The organism is Lysobacter zhanggongensis, assembly GCF_046638635.1.
GTDB lineage: Bacteria > Pseudomonadota > Gammaproteobacteria > Xanthomonadales > Xanthomonadaceae > Novilysobacter > Novilysobacter luteus.
In genome coordinates, this window is sequence record NZ_JBJXHK010000023.1 from 1 (window position 1) to 23,575 (window position 23,575).

The 23,575-nt window shown below is 69.0% G+C and carries 17 protein-coding genes and 2 pseudogenes; 16 read left to right on the forward strand and 3 right to left on the reverse strand.

The window, feature by feature from the left end; translation table 11 throughout:
• From ACKVMH_RS05945 to ACKVMH_RS05955, 3 genes and pseudogenes are all read left to right on the forward strand, one after another.
• Nucleotides 1–335, forward strand: a pseudogene (locus ACKVMH_RS05945) (2OG-Fe(II) oxygenase); the annotation flags it as partial.
• A 186-nt stretch (nucleotides 336–521) separates the two neighbouring features.
• Nucleotides 522–1,625: a Glu/Leu/Phe/Val dehydrogenase dimerization domain-containing protein gene (locus tag ACKVMH_RS05950; protein ID WP_412699614.1), complete on the forward strand. Its 1,104-nt coding sequence runs from the start codon at nucleotides 522–524 to the stop codon at nucleotides 1,623–1,625.
• 139 nt (nucleotides 1,626–1,764) lie between these two features.
• Nucleotides 1,765–2,922 (forward strand): isovaleryl-CoA dehydrogenase, encoded by a 1,158-nt coding sequence (locus tag ACKVMH_RS05955; protein WP_412699615.1) that lies wholly within the window; start codon nucleotides 1,765–1,767, stop codon nucleotides 2,920–2,922.
• Nucleotides 2,923–3,077: 155 nt separating this feature from the next.
• On the opposite strand, the gene ACKVMH_RS05960 is transcribed toward ACKVMH_RS05955, so the two are convergent.
• Nucleotides 3,078–5,759: a S8 family serine peptidase gene (locus ACKVMH_RS05960; protein WP_412699616.1), complete on the reverse strand. Its 2,682-nt coding sequence runs from the start codon at nucleotides 5,757–5,759 to the stop codon at nucleotides 3,078–3,080.
• Between the two features lie 386 nt (nucleotides 5,760–6,145).
• Here ACKVMH_RS05960 and ACKVMH_RS05965 point away from each other — a divergent pair, with 386 nt between their 5' ends.
• The 6 genes and pseudogenes from ACKVMH_RS05965 (at nucleotide 6,146) to ACKVMH_RS05990 (ending at nucleotide 11,389) form a co-directional block, all read left to right on the forward strand.
• The gene (locus tag ACKVMH_RS05965) at nucleotides 6,146–7,321 is read left to right on the forward strand and encodes a thiolase family protein (RefSeq protein ID WP_215220018.1); all 1,176 of its coding nucleotides are present in this window, start codon (nucleotides 6,146–6,148) and stop codon (nucleotides 7,319–7,321) included.
• A gap of 203 nt (nucleotides 7,322–7,524) precedes the next feature.
• Nucleotides 7,525–7,851, forward strand: a pseudogene (locus tag ACKVMH_RS05970) (hypothetical protein); the annotation flags it as partial.
• Nucleotides 7,852–8,192: 341 nt separating this feature from the next.
• Nucleotides 8,193–8,570, forward strand: coding sequence for a hypothetical protein (locus ACKVMH_RS05975; RefSeq protein WP_412699617.1), 378 nt, complete (start codon nucleotides 8,193–8,195; stop codon nucleotides 8,568–8,570).
• A gap of 142 nt (nucleotides 8,571–8,712) precedes the next feature.
• Nucleotides 8,713–10,323: a carboxyl transferase domain-containing protein gene (locus tag ACKVMH_RS05980; protein WP_412699618.1), complete on the forward strand. Its 1,611-nt coding sequence runs from the start codon at nucleotides 8,713–8,715 to the stop codon at nucleotides 10,321–10,323.
• Nucleotides 10,324–10,472: 149 nt separating this feature from the next.
• On the forward strand, nucleotides 10,473–11,036 hold the full coding sequence (locus ACKVMH_RS05985) for a bactofilin family protein (protein WP_412699619.1): 564 nt from the start codon (nucleotides 10,473–10,475) through the stop codon (nucleotides 11,034–11,036).
• Nucleotides 11,033–11,389: a hypothetical protein gene (locus ACKVMH_RS05990; protein WP_215220013.1), complete on the forward strand. Its 357-nt coding sequence runs from the start codon at nucleotides 11,033–11,035 to the stop codon at nucleotides 11,387–11,389. The genes ACKVMH_RS05985 and ACKVMH_RS05990 overlap by 4 nt, the downstream gene beginning before the upstream one ends.
• 45 nt (nucleotides 11,390–11,434) lie before the next feature.
• Here ACKVMH_RS05990 and ACKVMH_RS05995 read toward each other — a convergent pair whose 3' ends face one another.
• Entirely contained in the window at nucleotides 11,435–13,369 is a 1,935-nt protein-coding gene (locus ACKVMH_RS05995; RefSeq protein WP_412699620.1) for an FTR1 family protein, read from the reverse strand.
• 142 nt (nucleotides 13,370–13,511) lie between these two features.
• On the opposite strand from ACKVMH_RS05995, the gene ACKVMH_RS06000 reads away from it, so the two are divergent.
• From ACKVMH_RS06000 to yeiP, 6 genes are all read left to right on the forward strand, one after another.
• Nucleotides 13,512–14,294 carry an enoyl-CoA hydratase-related protein gene (locus ACKVMH_RS06000; RefSeq protein ID WP_412699621.1) on the forward strand — a complete coding sequence of 261 codons (783 nt, stop codon included), beginning with the start codon at nucleotides 13,512–13,514 and terminating at the stop codon, nucleotides 14,292–14,294.
• A gap of 41 nt (nucleotides 14,295–14,335) precedes the next feature.
• Complete coding sequence (locus tag ACKVMH_RS06005) at nucleotides 14,336–16,345, forward strand: acetyl/propionyl/methylcrotonyl-CoA carboxylase subunit alpha (protein WP_412699622.1); 2,010 nt, start codon at nucleotides 14,336–14,338, stop codon at nucleotides 16,343–16,345.
• Nucleotides 16,346–16,353: 8 nt separating this feature from the next.
• Nucleotides 16,354–17,247: a hydroxymethylglutaryl-CoA lyase gene (locus ACKVMH_RS06010; protein WP_215220303.1), complete on the forward strand. Its 894-nt coding sequence runs from the start codon at nucleotides 16,354–16,356 to the stop codon at nucleotides 17,245–17,247.
• A gap of 50 nt (nucleotides 17,248–17,297) precedes the next feature.
• On the forward strand, nucleotides 17,298–19,802 hold the full coding sequence (locus ACKVMH_RS06015; protein ID WP_412699623.1) for a sensor domain-containing protein: 2,505 nt from the start codon (nucleotides 17,298–17,300) through the stop codon (nucleotides 19,800–19,802).
• Nucleotides 19,803–19,835: 33 nt separating this feature from the next.
• Entirely contained in the window at nucleotides 19,836–20,606 is a 771-nt protein-coding gene (locus ACKVMH_RS06020) for an SDR family NAD(P)-dependent oxidoreductase (RefSeq protein ID WP_412699624.1), read from the forward strand.
• 149 nt (nucleotides 20,607–20,755) lie between these two features.
• A complete protein-coding gene (gene yeiP / locus ACKVMH_RS06025) occupies nucleotides 20,756–21,322 on the forward strand; it encodes an elongation factor P-like protein YeiP (RefSeq protein ID WP_215220007.1) in 567 nt (188 codons plus the stop codon).
• A gap of 6 nt (nucleotides 21,323–21,328) precedes the next feature.
• On the opposite strand, the gene ACKVMH_RS06030 is transcribed toward yeiP, so the two are convergent.
• Nucleotides 21,329–21,901 carry an NUDIX hydrolase gene (locus ACKVMH_RS06030; protein ID WP_412699625.1) on the reverse strand — a complete coding sequence of 191 codons (573 nt, stop codon included), beginning with the start codon at nucleotides 21,899–21,901 and terminating at the stop codon, nucleotides 21,329–21,331.
• Between the two features lie 203 nt (nucleotides 21,902–22,104).
• On the opposite strand from ACKVMH_RS06030, the gene ACKVMH_RS06035 reads away from it, so the two are divergent.
• Entirely contained in the window at nucleotides 22,105–23,574 is a 1,470-nt protein-coding gene (locus tag ACKVMH_RS06035; protein ID WP_215220005.1) for an amino acid permease, read from the forward strand.
• Nucleotide 23,575 lies beyond the last annotated feature (1 nt).

Sequence of the window (23,575 nt, forward strand, 5' to 3'; positions counted from 1 at the left end):
CGCTTCGGATCGCGCGGCGCGGCATCGGGGCCGACCAGCGCCCGTGCAGCGACCACTTGCCGCCGGACCGGCTCGCCGCCGACCACGCTGCGTCAGGCAACCGCCACCGCACCCTCACCGTCTGCCTGGCGCAGGCCAGCGACGGCGGCGGCATCGCTTTTCCGCAGTCCGGGCTGGAGGTGCAACCCACCACCGGCGCCGCGCTGGTTTTCGACGACCTGCACCCCGATGGGAGCCACAATGACGCCGCACTGCACGCCGGCCGGGCCGTAGCGGGCGGCGAGCAATGGCTCGCGACGGCGTGGCTGCGCGAAGGCCGCTACCGCCCGTTCTGAGACCGCTGTCGCATGCGGCCGACGGCCCCGGCATACGCAGCCGTACGCTCCGATTGCTTTAGACTACGGCCGCTGCAGACGGGCCACGCCCGTGGCTGCGCAGGCGAATCCCAAAAGATTCAACTACCTACCAAGAATAGTTGGCGCAAAGCGTTAACAACGCGTGCGCGCCACGCGGAGCACCCGATGATTTTTGAGACCCTGGACACCTTCGGCCATGAGCAGGTCGTGTTCTGCCACAACAAGGACGCGGGCCTGAAGGCCATCATCGCGATCCACAACACCGTGCTGGGCCCGGCCCTGGGCGGTACGCGCATGTGGCCGTACAAGACCGAGCAGGACGCTCTGAACGACGTGCTCCGCCTCAGCCGCGGCATGACCTACAAGAACGCGGTGGCCGGCCTGGACATCGGCGGCGGCAAGGCCGTGATCATCGGTGACCCGGCGACCGACAAGTCCGAGGCGCTGTTCCGCGCGTTCGGCCAGTTCGTGCAGTCGCTGGGCGGCCGCTACATCACCGCCGAGGACGTCGGCATCGACGTCAACGACATGGAGCTGGTCTACCGCGAGACCGAGTTCGTCACCGGCGTGCACCAGGTCCACGGCGGTTCGGGCGACCCGTCGCCGTTCACCGCCTACGGCGCGCTGCAGGGCCTGATGGCCTCGCTCAACAAGCGCTTCGGCGACGAGGAAGTCGGCAAGTACACCTACGCCGTGCAGGGCCTCGGCCACGTCGGCATGGAGTACGTGAAGCTGCTCAAGGAGCGCGGCGCGAAGATCTTCGTCACCGACATCAACAAGGGCCTGGTCGACAAGGCCGTGTCCGAGTACGGCGCCGAGGCCGTGGGCCTGGACGAGATCTACGACGTCGACGCCGACGTGTACTCGCCGTGCGCGCTGGGTGGCACCGTCAACGAAGACACCCTGCCCCGCCTGAAGGCCAAGGTCATCTGTGGTGCGGCCAACAACCAGCTGGCCAACAACGCCATCGGTGACGAAGTGGCCAAGCGCGGCATCCTGTACGCCCCGGACTACGCCGTGAACGCCGGCGGCGTGATGAACGTCGCGCTGGAGATGACCGGCTACAACCGCGAGCGTGCGATGCGCCAGATGCGCACGATCTACCACAACCTGACCCGCATCTTCGAAATCGCCGAGCGCGACGGCATCCCGACCTACCGGGCCGCCGACCGCATGGCCGAGGAGCGCATCGAGGTGATGGGCAAGCTGAAGCTGCCGCTGGGCCGTTCGACCCCGCGCTTCCAGGGCCGCATCCGCGGCGGTGCGTAAGCACGGCTGAAGCGTTACCGACGACGGGGCCCAGTGCCCCGTCGTCGTTTCCGGAACACGTACCGCGTCCCGCACACGTCGTGTGGCGCGCACCGGCCGCCCCGGATGGCGACCCACTACCAGACCAGCAGGAGCCCCCATGCGCCCGTTTCCCCTTGGTGACGAACTCGACGCCCTGCGCGAGGCCGTTCGCCGCTTCGCCGAAGCCGAGATCGCCCCGCGCGCCGCCGCCATCGACGAGGCCAACGCCTTCCCGCAGGAGCTGTGGCCCAAGCTGGGCGAGATGGGCCTGCTCGGGCTGACGGTACCCGGCGAGTACGGCGGCAGTGACATGGGCTACCTGGCCCACCTGGTCGCGATGGAGGAGATCTCGCGCGCGTCCGGCTCGGTCGGCCTGAGCTACGGCGCCCACTCCAACCTGTGCGTCAACAACCTCTACGCCAACGGCGACGAGGCACAGCGCGCGAAGTACCTGCCCAGGCTGTGCAGCGGCGAGTGGAAGGGCGCGCTGGCGATGAGCGAGCCGGGCGCGGGTTCGGACGTGGTCGGCTCGATGTCCTGCCGGGCCGAGCTGCGCGGCGACGTGTGGGTCGCCAACGGCAACAAGATGTGGATCACCAACGGTCCCGAGGCCGACGTCCTGATCGTCTATATGCGCACCGCCGGCAAGGACGCGGGCAGCAAGTGCATGACCGCCTTCATCGTCGAGAAGGGCATGAAGGGGTTCAGCACCGCCCAGAAGCTCGACAAGCTCGGCATGCGCGGCTCGAACACCTGCGAGCTGGTGTTCGAGGACTGCGAGATCCCGGCCGACAACGTGCTCGGCGAGGTCAACGGCGGCGTCAAGGTACTGATGTCCGGGCTCAACACCGAGCGGCTGGTGCTGACCGGCGGCCCGATCGGCCTGATGCAGGCCGCGCTCGACATCACCCTGCCCTACGTGCGCGAGCGCCGGCAGTTCGACGCGGCGATTGGCACGTTCGGGATCATGCAGGCCAAGATCGCCGACATGTACACCGCGCTGCAGTCGTCGCGGGCGTTCGCCTACCAGGTGGCGCGCGACTACGACGCCGGCCACAAGAGCCGCGTCGATGCCGCATCGTGCCTGCTGCACGCCTCGGAAGCCGCGGTGCAGGTGGCGCTGGAAGCGATCCAGAGCTTGGGCGGCAACGGTTACATCAACGAATACCCGACCGGCCGCATCCTGCGCGACGCCAAGCTCTACGCGATCGGCGCCGGCACCAACGAGATCCGCCGCATGCTCATCGGCCGCGAGCTGTTCGACGGCAAGAGCTGATTGACTGCATGCTCCTGTAGGAGCGGCGTAAGCCGCGATCGGGAACAATCGGCCTGCGCCGCGTCACGATCGCGACTCACGTCGCTCCTACAACGGACGCATAAAAAAAACGCCGCGGAGAATCACGGCGTTTTTCGTTGCACCTTACCCTGGCCTCAGAACCCGACGGTCCAGTTGGCGAAGGCGCCCGTGTAGCTGCGTCCCCCCACGTGGCGGGTATCGAGGTCGAAGCCGAATCGGCCCGCCTCCGGCAATGCGAGCCCGAGGCCAAGCCCGAACACGGTCGCGTCGTCATCCAGGCCACTGCCGGCAATCGGCGACCACACATCGAGCCCGGTGAACCGCGCATCGATCGCGCTGCCCGACTGCGACAGCGTGTGCTGCCACTCCAGCCGGCCCTGCATCGACAGGCGCGCGGCGCCGAGCCACCAGCCCCGCTCGAACCGCGCACCGGCCAGCGCCTGGGTCGCGTCCAGCGTGGAACCGGCGGAACTCAGGCCGAAGCCGGCCGCGCCCTGCTCGCTGAAGCCATCGCGCTCCAGCCGGATCGCCTGGGTGCCCAGGTACGGGGTCAACGTCGCGCCGCCGAGCTGGAACCGGTGGCCCGCCTGCACGCCCAACGTCGTGTAGCGGTTGTCGTAGTCGGTGCCTACGCCGTAGTGCCGCGACCCGAGCAGGATGTCGCGCTGCAGGCGGCGGTCGATGCTGCCCAGCGCCATCCGGCCGAGCACGTAGTTGCCGCCGTCTTCCCAGGCCGCATAGAACTGGCCTTCGATCTGGCGGTTGCGCTCGCGGTCGCCACGCAGCGTGTGCGCGCCCTGGCCGTCGCTCTGGCCGAACGCGGCACCGACCATCAGGTTCGGCCCGAACCAGCGGTCATGGCCGATCATCCAGCCGTTGCTGTCGAGCCGGGTGTGCGACCACATCGAACGCTCGCCATCGAGGCGCTGCGCCCAGCCACCGGCCACGCCCGTGCGCTCCAGCGTGTCCAGGCGCGACTCCAGCGCGTGCCGTCCGCCCTCGATCGCCATCATCGCGAACGCGGTGTCGGCCGCATGCAACTCGCCCGACAGGCTGGCCAGCGACTGCTCGGCCCCGGCAACGGTCGCGGTGCGCTGCAGTGCCGACGCACCCTCGATGAAGCCGCCCACCATCGGGTCGCCCGACAACCGCACGGCGCTGCCGTCAATCAGTCGGAAGGCGTTCTCCACCCGCAGCGCGCTGCCGACCGCCGCCGCGCTCAGGCCGAATGCCTGTGCCGTCGCATTGACGTCCAGCCGCTGGATCTCAAGCGACACCGCGTTGGCGGTGTAGGCCAGGTCGGCCTCGAGGAACACGCCCTCGCCCGCCAGCAGGTTGTCGAACTGGCCGGTAATGCCGCCGGCCGCGGTCAGGAAGGTCTCGCTCGACGAGTACACGTAGCCCTCGGTGACGCCGGCCACCAGCGCGTCGCCGTCGATCTGCGCGCTGCCGGCCACCTGCATCCGCGAGCCGACGTCGAACGCGAAGACGCCGCCGGCGCCCTGCCGGAAGTCGCCGCCCACGGTGTGGGTGAGCCCTTCCGAGTCGCCGCCGTACATGAAGACCACGCCGTCATTGGACAGGTTGCCCAGGACGCTGCTGCCCTCCAGCGCCAGCCCGCCATCGGCCCCGACCACCGCGTTGCCCGGCAGGTGCGAGAGCGCGCTGATGATGCCGGACTCCACCCGGGTGTCGCCGGAATAGCTGTTGTTGCCGGTCAGCACCAGCTCGCCGCTGCCGCGCTTGGTGAGACCGCCGGCGCCGCTGATGTCGTTGTCCCAGAACGAGGCGCCGCCGTTGAAGTTGGCGACCACCTGGCCCCAGTCCAGCCGCCCCGGACCCTGCACCGCTGCACCCACGTTGAGCAGGCCATGGCCGAAGATGTCGTCGACGCCGGCGGCACCGATGTCGGTGGCCGTGCCCAGCAGCGTCTGCCGGACGAGGTCGTTGTTGAAGTACGGGAACGCCTCCCACACCAGCGCCGCGGCACCGGAGACCAGCGGCCCCGAGAACGAGGTGCCCTGCCAGTTCCAGTAGCTGGGATCGTCGGGCGCGTCGTCGGTGCCGGTGGTCACCACGTTGCCGGGCGCGACCATGCAGTAGTCCTTGGCGACGCCGCAGGCATTGGAATAGATCGCCAGTTCGTCGGGCGCATCCGCGTTGACCGCCGCCACGGCGATCCAGCCGCGCTCCAGGTCGGCCGCGGGCGTCGAGCCGTTCGGGCCAAGCTGGCTCGGCAACGCAGCCATGCTGGATGGATCATCGAAGCCCGAGTTGCCGGTGGAAAACACCACCAGGCCGTCGTGGTCGCGGATGAAGGGCCGGTATTCCTCGGCAATCGGCGCCGTCGCGTTGGGGTTGGTCCAGTACAGGCCGCCCCACGAGTTGTTCATGATCCGCATGCCCTGCGCGACCAGGTCCTGGTGGACCTGCAGCAGCCCGAGCGCGCCGTCGACCTCGTTGCCCTCGCCGGACCCGTCATCGACCGGCGGGGTGTCGGAGATGATGCGCGCCGAGAGGATCTCCGCGCCCGGCGCGATGCCGCCAGGCCATTCACCGAACGCCGTGCCGGCCATGACCTGCGCCACCGCCGTGCCGTGCCCCACCACGTCGTCGACCGACAGGTTGTTACGGTTCGGATCGAGGTAGGTCTCGTTGTAGACCACGCGCGGCGAGAGCGCAGGATGGTTGCGGTTGACGCCACTGTCGATCACGCCGATGCGCACGCCCTCACCGGTGAAACCGGCCGCGTGCGCCACCTGGGTGTTGGTCACGGTCAGGTGCTTGGAGAACGCGGGGTTTGGGTCGTACACCACCGGGTCGGCCGGCGGCGCCGCCGGAGGCGGGTCAGGTCGCACGACCGTGTCGCTACCGCCGCCACCACCACAGCCCGCCAACACGACCAGGCCGATACTTCCCAAAGCCACGCGGCAGGCGTGGGCGAGTGCGTTGCGATGCAAATCCATTTTTCCCCCGGAGGTCGACAACGGCCACGCGCATCGAACGGACTGCACGCATGATCGGCCAGTCGTCCGAGTATCGGACGGGTTCGCGACACGCACAATCGCCGCCCCATTCAAACTGCTGAAGCGTTGTGCGGGTTTGCGGCACTGCAGCACGCCGCCGCATAATCGGCCGATGCGGCAGCGGCAACGGGTTGATCCAACGGCCGCGCCGCCGGTCCCATCCACTGGAGTCCCCCATGAGCGACGTCGTCATCGTCGGTGCCAAGCGCACCGCCATCGGTTCCTTCCTCGGCCAGTTCACCGGCGTGCCCACACCGCAACTCGGCGTTGCCGCCATCACTGGCGCGCTCGAGCAGGCCGGCATCGCGCCCGACCAGGTCCAGGAGGTCATCATGGGTTGCGTGCTGCCCGCCGGCCTCGGCCAGGCACCGGCGCGCCAGGCCGCGCTGGGTGCCGGCCTGCCCGACTCGGCCGCGTGCACCACCATCAACAAGGTCTGCGGCTCGGGTATGAAGGCCGTGATGCTGGGCCACGACATGATCAAGGCCGGTTCAGCCAGCGTGGTTGTCGCCGGCGGCATGGAGTCGATGACCAACGCCCCGCACCTGCTCAACAACTCGCGCACCGGCATCCGCTACGGCAGCACCGAGATGCTCGACCACATGGCACACGACGGCCTGACCAATCCGTATGACGGCAAGGCGATGGGCGTGTTCGGCGACACCACCTGCAACACCTACGGGTTCGATCGCGAGGCGCTGGACGCGTTCGCGGCCGAAAGCGTCAACCGCGCCAAGAAGGCGCAGGCCGACGGTGCGTTCAAGGACGAGATCGTTCCGGTGACCGTCAAGACGCGCAAGGGCGAAGTCGTCGTCGACACCGACGAGGAGCCGGGCAAGATCGATACCGGCAAGATCCCCGGCCTGCGCGCCGCGTTCGGCAAGGACGGCGTGTTGACCGCAGCGTCGTCGTCGAAGATCTCCGACGGCGCTGCCGCCACGGTGCTGATGTCGGCCGACGAAGCCGCATCGCGCGGGCTGAAGCCGCTGGCGCGGATCGTTGCGCACGCGGGCCACGCGCAGGCGCCGGAGTGGTTCACCACCGCGCCCGTCAAGGCGATTTCCAACGTGCTCGAAAAGGCCGGCTGGAAGATCGAGGACGTCGACCTGTTCGAGATCAACGAAGCCTTCGCGTGCGTGGCGATGGCGCCGATCAAGGACCTCGGCATTCCGCACGAAAAGATCAACGTGCACGGCGGCGCGGTGGCGCTCGGTCATCCGATCGGCGCAAGCGGCGCGCGTTTGATTGTCACGCTGCTCAATGCATTGCGCGCGCGTGGCGGTAAGCGTGGTGTCGCATCGCTCTGCATCGGTGGCGGCGAAGCCACCGCGATTGCCGTCGAACTGCTCTGAACCGCCAGCAGGGCGCGACGGGGGGGCTTTTATCACGCCCTGTTCATGTTGGATGACCGGCCGTCGGAAAGACCCCTGAACCAGTTAACGAGGCATTAACTTAAAAACACAACGTGCCGCTTGACAGGCGTCGCGGCGTTGTCATCATGTTATCGGCGCGCAATTGCGCGTTGCCCACATTTTTATACGACGAGGAACGAACCATGACTTTCAACAAGGCGCTGCTTGCCCTGGCTATGGGCTTTGCCCTGGTTGCCTGCTCGAACCAGCAGCAGGCTGAAGACTCCGCCGCCGAAGCCGCCGAGGCTGCTGGCGAGGCTTCCGAAGCCGCTGCCAACGCCGCTGCTGCTGGCGACGCCATGGCTGCCGACGCTGCCCAGGCTGCTGCCGACACCGCCGCCGCCGCTGCTGACGCCGCTGCGACCTCGGCCGACGCCGCTGCCGGTGCGACCGACATGACCGACGCCGACGACGCTGCCGACGCTGCCCAGGCTGCTGCCGACACCGCCGCCGCCGCTGCTGACGCCGCTGCGACCTCGGCCGACGCCGCTGCCGGTGCGACCGACATGACCGACGCCGACGACGCTGCCGACGCTGCCGAGAATGCAGCCGACGCCGCCGAGCAGGCCCAGGACGCGGCCGAAGAGGCTGCTGCCGGTGCCGATGCCGAGACCAACAACGACGGCCTCTAATTCTGGCCCGAGTTATTGATCCAAAAGACCGCCGGGTTTTCCCGGCGGTTTTTTTGTACCCGTCTGCCGGGGCCGGCCCGGCGCCTTCACATTCCTTTACACGGCCCGCCTCGATAGTGCCGCCGCCGGCAGGACCGGCGCTCTATCGAAGTCAACTGCCGACACACAGGAGTCTGCAAATGAACAACAAGCTTTTGATCCTCCTCGCCGCGGGTGCGTTCGCGCTTACCGCCTGCAACTCGCCGACCGCCAACCAGGAAGCCAACGAGGCGGCCGCCGAGGCCGAAGTCGCCGGTGACCAGGCGGCCGTTGCCGCCGAGTCCGCGGGTGATGCGGCTGCCGCCAGCGCCGAGGCTGCCGCTGCCGGTGCCGCTGCTGCTGCCGGTACGGTCGCCGCCGCCGCCGACGCGGCTGTCGACCCGCTGCAGGAAGCCTATGAAGAAGGCAAGGCCAACGCCGCCGGTGCGATCGGCGACGCTGCTGCCAACGTCTCCGCCGAGATGGAGCAGGAGCAGGTGGAAGCCGAGGCCGAGGCCAACGCCGAAGTGCAGGACTGACGTCCCGCGCTCTGCCTGACCAGGACGGGTCCGCTACGGCGGGCCCGTTTTTGTTTGGGCGCACGCAGGCGCTCCGGTCGCCGGACCTACCGCCGCCGCGTCGCGGTTATCCTGTGCCGTCTCCATCGCCGCGCAGAACCGCATGCCCGTACTGAGCTCCGCCCTCGACCCCCGCTCGCAGGATTTCCGCGACAACGCCGCCTGGCATCGCGCACTGGTCGATGAGCTCGATGCCCGGCTTGCACGCGCGGCGGCCGGCGGCGGCGACAAGGCCCGCGACAAACACACTGCGCGCGGCAAGCTGCTGGCGCGCGACCGCATCACCGCCCTGCTCGACCCCGGCTCGCCGTTCCTCGAGATCGCGCCGCTGGCCGCCGAAGGGATGTACGCCGACGCCGCGCCGGCGGCAGGCATGGTCTGCGGCATCGGCCGGGTGATGGGCCAGGAGGTGGTAGTCGTGGCCAACGACGCTACGGTCAAGGGCGGCACCTACTTCCCAATGACGGTCAAGAAGCACCTGCGCGCGCAGGAAGTCGCGCGCGAGAACAACCTGCCGTGCATCTACCTGGTCGACTCCGGCGGCGCCTTCCTGCCGCTGCAGGACGAGGTCTTCCCCGACAAGGAGCACTTCGGTCGGATCTTTTACAACCAGGCCCGCATGAGCGCCGAGAACATCCCTCAGGTGGCCGTGGTAATGGGTTCGTGCACCGCCGGTGGTGCCTACGTGCCGGCCATGTGCGACGAGTCGGTGATCGTGAAGGAACAGGGCACGATCTTCCTCGGGGGGCCGCCACTGGTGAAGGCCGCCACCGGCGAGGTGGTCGATGCGGAGACGCTCGGCGGCGCCGACGTGCACACGAGCATCTCGGGGGTAGCCGACCACTTCGCCGACGACGACCGCCATGCGCTGCAGATCGCGCGCGACATCGTCGGCACGTTCAACCGGAACAAGGTGCTTCCGGTCGCCACGCGGCCGGTTCGCGACCCGCTGTTCGCCGCCGAGGAGCTGTACGGCATCGTGCCGAAGGATGCCCGCCGCCCGTTCGACATCCGCGAGGTGATCGCCCGTGTCGTCGACGGCAGCGAGTTCCAGGAGTTCAAGGCGCGCTACGGCAAGACCCTGGTGACCGGCTTCGCGCACCTGCACGGCTATCCGGTCGGCGTCATCGCCAACAACGGCATCCTGTTCGCCGAGAGCGCGCTCAAGGGCGCGCACTTCATCGAGCTGTGCAACCAGCGCGGCATCCCGCTGGTGTTCCTGCAGAACATCACCGGCTTCATGGTCGGCAAGAAGTACGAGCAGGCCGGCATCGCCAAGGACGGGGCCAAGATGGTGACCGCGGTGGCGTGCTCGCACGTACCGAAGTTCACGGTGGTGATCGGCGGCAGCTTCGGCGCCGGCAACTACGCGATGTGCGGCCGGGCCTATGGCGCGCGGTTCCTGTGGATGTGGCCGAACGCGCGCATCAGCGTGATGGGCGGCGAGCAGGCGGCCTCGGTGCTGGCGACGGTCAAGCGGGACGGTATCGAGGCCCGCGGCGGCGACTGGTCGATGGATGAGGAAGAGACCTTCAAGGCGCCCATCCGCCAACAGTACGAAGACCAGGGCAACCCCTACTACGCCACCGCGCGGCTGTGGGACGACGGCATCATCGACCCGGCCGACACGCGCCGCGTGCTCGGCCTGGGGTTGTCGGCCAGCCTCAACGCGCCCATCGAGGACCGGACCCGCTTTGGCGTGTTCCGCATGTAGTAGCTGCGGACGTGACGGTGCGCACCGATGAACGGGGAATTCCTGACCGCTTCCTGAAGGCGTGCCGGGTGACGTGAAGTGTCACATGATGACGCCGTGAAGCAGGTGCTAAGTTCGGAGGTCCCGCCCACCAAGCACGGACCCTGCCGATGGCCATCTGGAAAGACTCAACCCCCGCCAAGAACCCCGCCCCCACGCCGGCCGCGCCGGCCGAGAGCCCGAAGGCCGCCAGCTTCGAGCCGACGCCGATCCGCGACATCACCTCGCCGGCGCCCGCCCCGGCCACTCCTGCCGCGAGCCCGGCGCGCAACGAGGCGCCGTTGAAGGAATCGCTGATCGCCGCTGAACTGACCATCGAGGGCAAGATCGAAGGCACCGGCCACGTCCGCATCGCCGGCAAGTTCAACGGCGACGTCAACGTGCAGGGCAACCTGACCATCGAGCCCGGCGCGCGGCTGTCGGGCGGCGTGCGCGCCCACAAGGTCATCGTGGCCGGCGAGCTGGAAGGCAACATCGAATCCGCGCAGAAGGTCGAGCTGCTCGAGTCCGGCGCCCTCACCGGCGACGTCAAGGCCGGCGCGCTGACGGTCGCCACCGGCGCGAGGATGCGTGGCCAGGTCGACTTCGGCTGGGGCGACAAGGCCACCGGCGGCTCCAACGGCAAGGGCGGCAACGGCAAGTCCGACAAGGCCGCTTCCGACAACGACGCATGAGCGCCCCGCGCCCCGGGACCGCGGGCGCGACGCGCACCTGCCCGCACTGCAAGACCACCATCCTCGAGAGCGCCAGCGTGTGTCCGCAGTGCCGCGGGCACCTGCGCTTCGACGCGGAAGTGGCCGAGGCGGCGACGTTTTCGCCGCTGCAGGTCGAGGGCACCATCCCGGCGCCCGCCCAGGGCGCCTGCGAGTACTCGATGGTGCTGTCGATCCGCGATGGGCGCGGCCGGGAGGTCAACCGCCAGGTCGTCGGGGTCGGCGCGATCCACCCCGGCGAGGAGCGCACCTTCAGCCTGCGGGTGGAAGCCAGCGAGGTGAAAGGGTCGGCCGCGAAGCGCAGCCGGCATTGACCGGCGTGGCGCCCGTGGGCGCCGCGCCCGTGCAGCGGCCGACGATCAGTTCGAATCGTGCGCCGGTGTCACCGCGACCGCCGACGCGGCCCGGCGGTTGAGCCAGAAACCGGCGGCCAGGGTCGCCAGGACCAGCAACTGCGTGCCCACGCCCTCCAGCGTCGGATACACACCCAGCAGGTCGACCCGCGGGAACGAGATCAGGCTCATCGGCAACCAGCCGGCTTCCTGCAGGGCGGCGATGCCCTTGCCGGCCAGCATCACCGCTAGAACCGCGATGAGCACGGAGCTGATGGCGAAGAAACGGGCGATCGGCAGCTTGCGCGAGTAGCGCAGCATCGCCCACGCCACGACACCCAGCACCACCACGGCGACGGCCGCGCCGGCCAGGATCGCGGACGGGTTGCCCTGCGTCCACAGCGCCGCATAGAACAGCACGGTCTCGAACACCTCGCGGTAAACGACCACGAACGAGAGCAGGAACAGGAACCACGCCGACCGCCGCGAGAGCGCGTGCGAGAGCTTGTCGCGGATGTAGCGCTGCCATGCGCCAGCCTGGCTCTTGCCGTGCATCCAGATGCCGACGAACAGCAGCACCACCGCTGCGAACAGCGCGGCGAAGCCTTCGGTCAGCTCGCGACTGGCACCACTGATGCTGACCAGGTAGGTCGCCGCGCCCCAGGTCAGGACGCCTGCCAGCAACGCGCCGACCCAGCCTGCATGCACGTACGGCATCACCTCGGTGCGGTTGGCCTTGCGCAGGAAAGCGATCATCGCGATCACCAGCAGCAGTGCTTCCAGCCCTTCGCGCAACAGGATGGTGAAAGCACCGATGAAGGAGGAGACCGCGGTGGCCTGGTCAGGCGACAGCGTGGCCTCGGCGTCGTCGAACAGGCCATTGACCACCGCGACCTGCGCCTGCACCTCCTCCACGTCCGCCGAGCTGGCGATGCGCGAGCGCAACTCGCCCATTGCGGTTTCGATGCGCGCCATCAATGCAGGGTCGCGCGATGCGAGAAGCGGTTCGACGGGCTCGAATCCGTCCAGGTAGGCCGACAGCATCAGGTCGCGTGCGCCGCCCCGGTCGCCGGCCGCGTAGGCTGCCAGGCCTTCGGCCAGGCGTTGGCGCGACAGGGTCAGGGAGCCTTCGGGCCGAGCTTCGACCGCCTCGGGCGTGCGCCGCAGGTAGGCCATCAGCGCCGCGGCCCGATCCTCGCCGACCTCTTCCGCAAGCGCGGCCGGGGTCAGTTGGGTAAGCGCGGCGAGGTCCGGCACGAGCAGGCGCAGGGAATCGTCGCCTTCCCACAAGCGGCGGCCCTCGTCCACCAGCGCTTCGGGGTAGGCGTACTGGCCGATGTGGAAGGAGAGCGCCCAGCGGTCGTCGACGGGCAGATGCGCGTAGCTGCCCATGCTGGTGCCTTCCAGTCCCTGCTCGATCACCTGGTACAGCGCGAAGATGCTGCGCTCGCGGGCGCGCTCGCGATCGGTGAACGCGATTGGTGCCGGATCCAGCGCGACCCCGGCCGGGCCGTCGCCCGCACCGGTGGTTCCGTGGCAACTGGCGCACTGCTGCTGGTACAGGCCCGACGCCGCCGCAAGGTCGGGCGTCGAGGACGGTGCGACGGGCATCGGGTACGCCTGCAGCAACTGTCCGGCCAGCCCGCGCGCCAGCCCGGCCACTGCGGACGGGTCGGCCTTGGCGTCGATCGCGGCTTGCAGCGCGGCGGCGCCGTCGATGAGTTCCGCCGTCTCGGAGGTCGCGGGCAACGCCGCCATGCGCTCGTTCACCGAGTCGGCGAACTCGATCATCTCGGCGTACTCGCCCTCGCTCACGACTTCGCCGTCCTGCACCGCCACCGCGTAATCGACCGCGATGTAGTCGAGCAGGCGCCAGACGGTCTGCGCGCCGGTGGTGGCATTCGCCGACATCGCGAACATCAGCAGCAGGGAAGCAACCAGGCAACGAAGGGTCAGGGTCATGGAAACGGCGGGCCGGTGGTGATCCCGCCATCCTACGTTAAATGAGAATTGATCGCATTGACCCATGTCGGCCCCGGCGTGTCCCGGCGCGGCGCCCGGGCACGACGGCTATCATCCCCACTCCCGCCAAGGACGCATACAGATGAGCCACCCCCTGCTGCACCTGCGCGATGGACCGGTCGCACACCTGCGGCTGAGCCGCCCGGACGTCCACAACGCGTTCGACGCGATGCTGATCGCCGCCCTGACCGGCGCGCTGGAGGCGGTCGGTTCCGACCCCACGGTCCGGGTGGTGATTATTGAAGGCGAAGGCGCGTCGTTCTCCGCCGGCGCCGACCTCAACTGGATGCGTGGCATGGCCAGCGCCAGCGAGGACGAGAACCGCGAGGACTCGCTCGCGCTGGCGCGGCTCATGCGCACCCTCAACGAGCTGCCCAAGCCGACCATCGCCCGCGTGCACGGCGCGGCGTTCGGTGGCGGCGTGGGCCTGGTGGCCTGCTGCGACATCGCCATCGGTGCGTTCGGAGCCAAGTTCGGCCTGACCGAGAGCAAGCTCGGCCTGCTTCCGGCGGTGATTTCGCCGTATGTCATCGAGGCGATCGGCGCACGCCAGGCGCGCCGCTGGTTTGCCAGCGCGGAAATTTTCGACGCCGCCCAGGCCCACCGGATGGGCCTGCTGCATGAAGCGGTCGATGCCGAAGACCTCGACGCGACCCTGCAACGCCAGGTCGAACTGCTGCTGAAGGCCGGCCCGGTCGCATCGGCGCAGGCCAAGGCGCTGGTGCGCCAAGTCTCGGCCCACACCGACGGGGCCCGGCACGATGCCGACAACGCGGCACTGATCGCGCGCCTGCGTGTGTCGAAGGAAGGCCAGGAAGGCCTGGGCGCCTTCCTCGACAAGCGCAGACCGGGCTGGTGCGAGTGAACCGCACGCCCTCCCCCCGTACGCAATCCGGCAACCCTCGCATGTTCAACAAGATCCTCATCGCCAACCGCGGCGAAATCGCGTGCCGCGTCATCCGCACCTGTCGTGCGCTGGGCATCCGCACCGTCGCGGTGTACTCGGAAGCCGACGCCGACGCCCAGCACGTGCGCCAGGCCGACGAGGCGTACTGCATTGGCGGCCCGCGGCCAGCCGACAGTTACCTGCGTGGTGACGCGATCATCGAGGTCGCACGCAAGGCCGGTGCAGAGGCCATCCACCCGGGCTACGGGTTCCTGTCGGAGAACGCCGACTTCGCCGACGCGTCCGAGTCGGCCGGCATCGTGTTCATCGGCCCGAAGGCCGCATCGATGCGCCGCATGGGCAGCAAGGCCGGCGCGAAGGAGCTGATGCAGACGGCCGGCGTGCCGGTGGTGCCGGGCTACACCGGCGAGAACCAGGACCCGGCCCACCTGCAGGCCGAGGCGGACCGCATCGGTTACCCGCTGATGATCAAGGCCGCGCACGGCGGCGGCGGCAAGGGCATGCGCATCGTGCGCGAGGCCGGCGAGTTCGCCGACAACCTGCAGTCGTGCCAGCGCGAAGCCGGCAACGCGTTCGGCCGCGACCGGGTGTTGCTGGAGCGCTACATCGAACAGCCGCGCCACATCGAGATCCAGGTGTTCGGCGACGCGCACGGCAATGTCATCCACCTCAACGAGCGCGAATGCTCGGCGCAGCGCCGCTACCAGAAGGTGCTGGAAGAGTCGCCGTCGCCGTTCCTCACGCCCGCGCTGCGACAGGCGATGGGCGATGCCGCGGTGCTGGCCGCGCGTGCGATCGACTACGCCAATGCCGGCACGGTCGAGTTCATCGTCGACCCGGCGGGCAACTTCTACTTCATGGAGATCAACACCCGCCTGCAGGTCGAGCACCCGGTCACGGAGTGCGTGACCGGCCTGGACCTGGTGGCGTGGCAGTTGCAGGTCGCCGCTGGCGAGCCGCTGCCGCTCGCGCAGGACGACATCGCCCAGTCCGGCCACGCGATCGAACTGCGGCTGTACGCCGAGGACCCCGAGGCGGGCTTCCTGCCGGGCTCGGGCACGCTGGAGCGCCTGCGCCTGCCGGCACCGTCGGCGCACGTGCGCATCGATTCGGGCGTGATCGAGGGCGACACGGTCACCATCTTCTACGACCCGATGATCGCCAAGCTCATCGTCCACGACGCCGACCGCCCCCGTGCGCTCGCCCGCCTGCGCGAGGCGCTGTCGCAGTGCGCGATCAGCGGTCCGAAATCCAACATCGGTTTCCTCGAGCGGCTGGTGCGGCACCCGGCCGTGGTCAACGGCACGATCGATACCGGATATCTCGATCGCCACCTCGACGAGTTCATGCCCGCGCACGAGGTCAACCGCGACCTGCTGCTCGGCGCCACGGCCGCGCGGTTGCTGGCGCAGGAACAGGGCAGCCGCGACGGCGCGGCCGCGTCGAACGATCCCGGGTCGCCGTGGGCGGTCGCCGATGGCTGGCGGCTGGGCCATGCCGGCCAGCGTGCGCTGGCCTTCCTGCACGGCGAGCAGCGGCTGGAGCTTCACGCGCACGGCAGCGGCGGCGAGTACCAGGTGGAATACGACGGCGCGACGCACACGGTGGCTGGCGCCCGGTTCGACGGCGCGCTGCTGGGCCTGCGCCTCGACGGTCGCGCACGGCGGTTCCGGGTGTTCGACCACGGGCGCGAGCTGCTGGTGCACGATGGCGAGCGCCGCCTGCGGCTGCAGCCGGTGGCGATGTACCGGCATGAGGCCGGCACCGCGGGTGCAGGCGCCGACAACGTGGTCGCGCCGATGCCGGGTCGCGTGGTGGTGGTGAAGGCCAGCGCCGGCGACACGGTCGAAGCCGGCCAGGAGGTCATGGTGATCGAGGCGATGAAGATGGAGCTGAGCCTGAAGGCGCCCCGTGCGGGCACGGTGGCCGCGATCCACGCGCAGGCCGGCGACTTTGTCGAGGCCGATACCGTGCTGGTCGCCCTGGCCGAGGCTGGAGCGGACACGTGAGCACCGCCCTGCCCCGCCATGTGCGCATCGTCGAGGTCGGCCCGCGCGACGGGTTGCAGAACGAGAAGGCGATGGTCTCCACCGCCGACAAGATCGAACTGATCGACCGGCTCTCGGCCACCGGCCTGCAGAGCATCGAGGCGACCAGCTTCGTCAGCCCCAGGTGGGTGCCGCAGCTGGCCGATGCCACCGAGGTGTTCACCGGGATCACCCGTCGCCCGGGCGTCCATTACCCGGTGCTGGTGCCCAACGAGAAAGGATACGAGCGCGCACGCGAGGCCGGCGTCGAGGAGATTGCGGTATTCACCGCCGCCTCGGAGGCCTTCAACCAGCGCAACATCAATGCCTCGATCGACGAATCGCTGCAGCGGTTCGCGCCGGTGCTGGAGCGCGCACGCGGCGACGGGGTCCGGGTGCGTGGCTACGTCTCGACCGTGCTGGGCTGTCCCTACCAGGGGGAGGTGCCGCTGGCCGATGTCGTCCGCGTCGCACGTCAACTCCACGGAATGGGCTGCTACGAAATATCGCTGGGCGACACGATAGGCGTGGGCACGCCCGGCAAGGCGCGCGCGATGTTGCAGGCCGTGGCGGGCGAAGTGCCGCTCAATGCTTTGGCGGTGCACTTCCACGACACCTACGGACAGGCACTGGCCAACCTCCTCGCTTGCCTGGAGGTGGGCGTCTCGGTGGTCGACGCCTCCGTCGCCGGCACCGGCGGGTGCCCGTATGCCACCGGCGCCAGTGGCAACGTCGCCACCGAGGACGTCGTCTACATGCTGCACGGGCTCGGCATCGAGACCGGGGTGGACCTGGCACGGCTGGCGGACACGGGGCGCTGGTTGGCCGGGCGGCTCGGCCGCGAGACGGGCAGCCGGGTCGGACGGGCGCTCGCGGTGTCATGAGCCTCACGCCGCCAGCGACCGGGATGCCACCACACTCCGAAGGAGTGGACGTGGCGGCCACGCTGGCGGCGCTGGACGCAGGATGCAACGACCCCGCCCTGCCGGCGGAGACCCGTGCCCTGCTGCAACAGGCACGCGACGCCGTGCTGGCGGCTCGAGAAGAAGCCGCGGCCGCCCGGCTGCGCTACCACGCCCTGTTCGACGCCGTTCCCGACCCGGTCAGCATCCTCGACGCGGACGGAATTGTGCTCGATCTCAATCGCGCCGGGCTGGCGGCCTACCGGCGCGCACGCGAGGAGATCGTCGGCCGCCCGATCCACGTGCTCAACCCCGACCTGGCGCACGACCACCTGGGACCGGTCTGGGAGACGCTCAACCGCGGCGGCACCTACGTGATCGAAGTGTCCAACATGCGCGCCGATGGCAGCCGCTTCCCGGTCGAGGTGCATTCGGCCGGGTTCGAGCACGACGGCCGCAACTGCATCGTCGCCGTGGCCCGCGACCTCAGTGGCCGCCGTGACGCCGAGTTGCGCTACCGCGAGCTGATGGAAACCATCGACACCGGCATCCTGGTGCGCGACGCGGAAGGCCTGATCACCCATGCCAACGCCGCGGCGATGCGGTTGTTCGGCATTGCCCCGGGCCAGCGCGCCGACATCGCAATGGCCCACGACCAGTGGTACGTGGTCGACGAGAGCGGGCGCGAACTTCCGCGCGACGAGTGGCCCGCCGCACGTGCCCTGCGTCATGGCCGGCCGGTCGGCAGCGTGTTGCTCGGCTACTACCATCGCCGGCGTCGGACCTTGACCTGGTTCTCCGTCACGGCGGTGCCGCAGTTCGGACCGGGCAGTGATCGCGTGCAGCAGGTGCTCTCGCTGTTCTCCGATGTCACCGCACTCAAGCGCGACAGCACCCTGTTTGACCGGGCCCAGGCGATGGCCCACATCGGTGGCTGGGAATGGGATACCGGCCGCGACCGGCTCTACCTCACCACCGAATCGCGCCGGATCATCGGCCGCGACCCGGCGCCCCGCACCATCGACGACCTGCTCGATTGCCTGGTCGACTCCGACCGCGCACAGCTGCGACAGGCGCTCGACGTCGCGATGGATACCGGCCGCACGCTCGACCTTGAACTGCAGGGCATGCGTCCCGACGGCGAGCCGTTCTGGGTGCGCGCGATCGGCGAGGCCGAGGCCGGCGGGCCGCTCAGCAAGCGGCTGACGGGGACGCTGCAGGACATCACCGACCGCAAGCGCGCCGAGGAGCACCTGCGGGTGCGCGCGCGCACCGATCCGCTCACCGGCCTGCTCAACCGCGACGCCGTCCGCAGCGAAATCGACGCGCGCCTCGCCGACCCGGCGTGCGAGCGCCTGGCCGTGCTGTACATCGATCTGGACCGTTTCAAGATCGTCAACGACGTACTGGGCCACGCCGCCGGCGACCGGCTGCTCGCCTCGGCCGCCCGCCGCATCCGGCGCGCGGTCGGTGGCGAGGGGCTGATCGCCCGCTTCGGCGGCGACGAATTCCTGGTGACCTGCGCACTGGATGACGACCCCGACCGCGCGGCCCGACTGGCGCGCGCGATCCTGGAGATCTTCGGCGACAGCTTCAGCCTCGACGGCGAAGAGTTCGCCATCACCGCGAGCATCGGCATCGCGCAGGCCCCCGCCGACGGCACCACGTCGCAACAACTGATCCAGGATGCGGACGTGGCGATGTACGACAGCAAGCGCCGCGGCCGCAACGGCTGGCAGGCGTTCACGGCGGAGCTGGCCGAACAGCAGCAGGAGCGACTGCAACTGGAGACGCAGTTGCGCCGGGCGGTCGGCAACGACGAGTTCCACCTCGTCTACCAGCCACAGGTCGAGCTGGCCACGGGTCGGCTGATGGCGGTGGAGTCGCTGATCCGCTGGACCAATCCGGCGCTCGGGCAGATGCAGCCGAGCCGGTTCATCGACCACGCCGAGACCACCGGCGACATCGTCGGGATCGGCGGGTGGGTGCTCAAGCAGGCCTGCCGCCAGCTGCGCGACTGGCGCAGTGCGGGACTGGCGATCGAGCGCATCGCGGTCAATGTCTCCTACCGGCAGTTCCTCGGGGAGGACCTGGCCGGCAACGTGCGCGCGGCGCTGGAGGAAACCGGCCTGCCCGGCCACGCACTCGAGCTGGAATTCACCGAGCGGGTGCTGATCGAAGACGAGCCCGAAACACTGCGCACCTTCGCCGCCCTGCGCGAGCTTGGGGTGATGCTGACCATCGATGATTTCGGCGAGGGCTACAGCGCGCTCAACTACCTGCGCCGGCTGCCCATCCACGGCCTGAAGCTGAGCCAGTTGTTCGTCCAGGGCGTGCCGGACAACGCCTCCGACGTGGCCGTGTGCGAGGCGGTCACCGGCATCGCCCGCAGCCTGAAGCTTGGGCTGGTGGCGGAAGGCGTGGAAAGCCACGCGCAGCGCGAGTTCCTGCTGGGTCTTGGGGTCGCCATCGGCCAGGGTTTCCTGTTTGCCCCCGGGCTGACCCCCGCGGAAGTGCAGGCGCGCTACCTGCCTTAGAATCGCCGTCTCATTCTGTTCCGCGAGACTCCCATGCAGCTTTCCGATACCCGCGCCATCGTCACCGGCGGTGTTTCCGGCCTTGGCCTGGCCGTCGCCCGCCACCTGGTCAAGCAAGGCGGCAAGGTCGCCCTGTTCGACGTCAACGAGGACAAGGGTGCGGCAGCGGTCGCCGAACTGGGCGAGGCGAACGCACGGTTCTTCCGGACCGACGTGTCCGACGAGGCTGGCGTCGTTGCCAACGTCGCGGCGGCGAAGGACTTCCTTGGGGGCCTCAACGTTGCGGTCAACTGTGCCGGCATCCTCGGCGCGGGCCGCGTGCTCGGTCGCGAGGCACCGATGCCACTGTCGCAGTTCCAGTCCACGGTGATGGTCAACCTGGTTGGCAGCTTCAACGTCGCCAAGGCCGCCGCCGACGTGATGCAGCACAACGAGGCCGGCACCGACGGCGAGCGCGGCGTGATCGTCAACACCGCTTCGGTCGCCGCCTACGAGGGCCAGATCGGCCAGGCCGCGTATTCGGCGTCCAAGGGCGGCGTGGTCGGCATGACCCTGCCGATGGCGCGCGAACTGGCGCGGTTCGGCATCCGGGTGATGACGATCGCCCCGGGCGTGTTCTGGACCCCGATGGTCGACGGCATGCCCGAGAGCGTGCAGCAGTCGCTGGCCGCCACCATCCCGTTCCCGTCGCGGCTGGGACAGCCGGAGGAGTTCGCCGACCTGGTTGCCTACATCCTCGGCAACACCTATCTCAACGGCGAAACGATCCGCCTCGACGGCGCGACCCGCCTGGCGCCGAAGTAGGGGCGCCATGCCATCCCTGTAGGAGCGACGTGAGTCGCGACCCGCCGAACGCCCTGGGCCGCGTACCGGTCGCGACTCACGTCGCTCCTACATGACATCCCCTGCGACAGATGCTCCTCCCGGAGCCCGAACTCCCATCCGGAACCCGCATGAAAGCCTACGACGTCAAGAAAGGTAACGTGGTCGAACACAACAACACCGTGTACCAGGTGCGCGACATCGAGCGCAGCTCGCCGCAGGGGCGTGGCGGCAACGTCAAGTTCCGTTTCACGATGTATTCGGTGCCGGGCGGCAACAAGCTCGACCTCAGCCTCGGCGGCGACGACGAGCTCAAGGAAGTCGAGCTGAGCCGCCGGCAGGCGACGTTCTCCTACAAGGACGGCGACGCTTTCGTGTTCCTCGACGACGAGGACTACACCCCGTACACGCTTGACGCGGACGTGGTCGGCGACGACGCCGGTTACATCGTCGACGAGCTGTCGGGCTGCTACGTGCAGATCATCGACGACCAGCCGGTCGCACTGCAGTTGCCGCAGACCGTGGCGATCGAAGTCGTCGAGACCCCGCCGGAGCTCAAGGGCGGCACGGCCACCAAGCGCCCGAAGCCGGCCAAGCTGTCGACCGGCCTGGAGATCATGGTCCCCGAGTACATCGCCAACGGCGAGCGCGTGCTGGTCAACACCACCAGTGGCGAGTTCTCCGGCCGCGCGGACTGAGGCGGCTCAGGCGGTGCGCGCAAGCCACTTGCGCGCCATCCGCCGCAACGATTCATCCGCGGCCGGGTCTGCCTCGATCGCGGCGATGTCGCGCCAGGCCAGGTCGAGCGATTCGTGGCCGACAACAAACGCTTCGCTCCCCGTCGCCCGCACTACGTAGCGCGCGTCGTAATGCCAGTGGCCCGGCACGTCACCGCGTGACGGGATCCAGTGGCGGTCCAGGTCGAACAGGCCGCCCTCCACCACCAGGTCCGTCAGCCCCGACTCTTCTTCGGCCTCGCGTAGCGCGACGTCGGCCAGGTCGGTATCCCCATCGGCGTGGCCCCCCAGCTGCAGCCACCGGCCAAGCTTTCGGTGGTGGGTCAGTAACACCCGGCGTCCGTCGCGATCGACCAGCCAGCTCGACGCGGTGAAGTGGCCCTCGAGCCGCTCGCGTACGAACGCGTGCGTGTCGTTCGGACTCTCATCGAGCAGGCCGGTGAACTGCGCCGCGACCTCGCTCTCGTCCGGCCAGGACCGCAGGTAGTCGGCCAGGGCCGAGCGGATGGGTACGTGGAGGTGGTTGTCGCTGTCGCGCATACGTGCCGGTACGTTTGGAGGCGCCTTCGGCAAGCGCCCGGGTCGCTGATTATCCAGTGGTTCGCGCGCCCCATGGACCGTGCCGAAGGTGGCTTGCCGCTCGTTTCTTGGCTGGGGTAAGGTGGCCCGCCACCTCGCCGCGCGTCCGCGCTGGCGGACCATCGACGCGGACGCCGCAGCGCGGCTGTCACCTGGGGATCCGGATGTTCAAGAATGTTCTAGCGACCAAGCCGATCGAGCCGGCAGGCCACGTCGACGCCGGTGAACCGTTCGAAGGCAGCCTGGAGGGCGAAGCCGACCTCAAGCGCACCCTCACCGGGACCCAGCTGATCCTGCTGGGCGTGGGCGCGGTGATCGGCGCGGGCATCTTCGTGCTGACCGGCCAGGCCGCCGCCGAGCACGCCGGCCCGGCGATCATGCTCAGCTTCGTCATCGCCGGCATCGCCTGTGCATTCGCGGGCCTGTGCTACGCCGAGTTCGCCGCGATGCTGCCGGTGTCGGGCAGTGCCTATTCGTATTCGTACGCCACCCTGGGCGAAGGCGTCGCCTGGTTCATCGGCTGGTGCCTGGTGCTGGAGTACCTGTTCGCTTCATCGACGGTCGCGGTGGGCTGGTCGGGTTACCTCAATGCCTTCCTTACCAACTTCGACCTAGCACTACCCGCGGCGCTGGCCAGCGCGCCGTTCGCGGTGGAGGGCGGTGACTTCGTCCGCACCGGCACGCTCATCAACCTCCCGGCGGTGCTGATCATCGCGTTCGTCACCGGCGTGGGATACGTGGGCATCACCCAGTCGGCGTTCGTCAACGGCATCATCGTTGCGATCAAGGTGACCGTGATCCTGCTGTTCATCGCGTTCGGCGCGCAGTACGTCGATCCGGGCAACTGGGAACCCTTCATCCCCGCCAACGAAGGTCCCGGCCGCTTCGGCGTGGACGGCGTGATGCGCGCGGCGGCGATCGTGTTCTTCGCCTACATCGGCTTCGACGCGGTCTCCACCGCGGCGGGCGAGGCCAAGAACCCGCAGAAGGACATGCCGGTCGGTATCCTCGGCTCGCTGGTGGTCTGCACCCTGCTCTACATCGTGGTCTGCGCGGTACTGACCGGCATGATGGATTACCGCCTGCTGGGCACGCCCGAACCGGTGTCGACGGCGCTCAACAACTACCCGTCGCTGGGCTGGCTGCAGACGCTGGTGGAGATCGCGGCGATCGCCGGTCTGTCCTCGGTGATCCTGGTCATGCTGATGGCGCAGCCGCGCATCTTCTACAGCATGTCGCGCGACGGCCTGCTGCCCCGCCTGTTCGGCAAGGTCCACCCGAAGTTCCACACGCCGTACATCGGCACGGTCATCGTCGGCGTCATCGCGGCGGTGCTGGCGGGGTTCCTGCCGATCGGGCTGCTGGGCGAGATGGTGTCCATGGGCACCCTGCTGGCGTTCGCCACCGTCTGCGCCGGCGTGCTGATCCTGCGCCGGACCCGCCCCGACCTGCCCCGCCCGTTCAAGGTGCCGTTCGCGATCCTGATCTGCCCACTCGGGGTGGTGTCGTGCCTGTACCTGTTCTCGCAACCGTTTGCCGAACACTGGCGGCTGCTGCTGGGCTGGATCGCAATCGGACTGCTGATCTACGTCTTCTACGGGTACCGCCACAGCAAGCTCCGGCGCCGGGCCTGAT